The following is a 253-nucleotide window of genomic DNA, read 5'->3' as shown; positions in this document are numbered from 1 at the left end:
CCGCCGTGAGCTCGCGCCGAGCACCCATGCTGATCCGTCCTGCCATCGGTGACACCGATCCGATTCGGTGTCGCCGCCCCAATCCTGACGGTCAGTTCTCCGGTAACATTCTTGATGAGGCAATGCGATCAGCGTCGTGCGTAATCTCGGATTTCCAGCTTTCGAAACGCCCTGTTCTCGATCAACGGATCCACTCTGCCAGGGCGTCGGCGCCAGCCCCGCGTAAGCAGCAACCTGGCGGCGATTATTAAAA

General features: G+C 59.7%; 1 protein-coding gene. It reads right to left on the bottom strand.

The genetic code is table 11. The features are described 5' to 3' along the window. Positions 1 to 253 (bottom strand): transposase (locus tag ACZIRK_RS45760; protein ID WP_474419918.1); only part of this gene is annotated, 253 nt, incomplete at both ends.

Source organism: Bradyrhizobium sp. Leo114 (assembly GCF_055229415.2).
The sequence above is the reverse complement of the archived record's forward strand: the minus strand, read 5'-3'. Positions and strand labels throughout refer to the sequence as shown.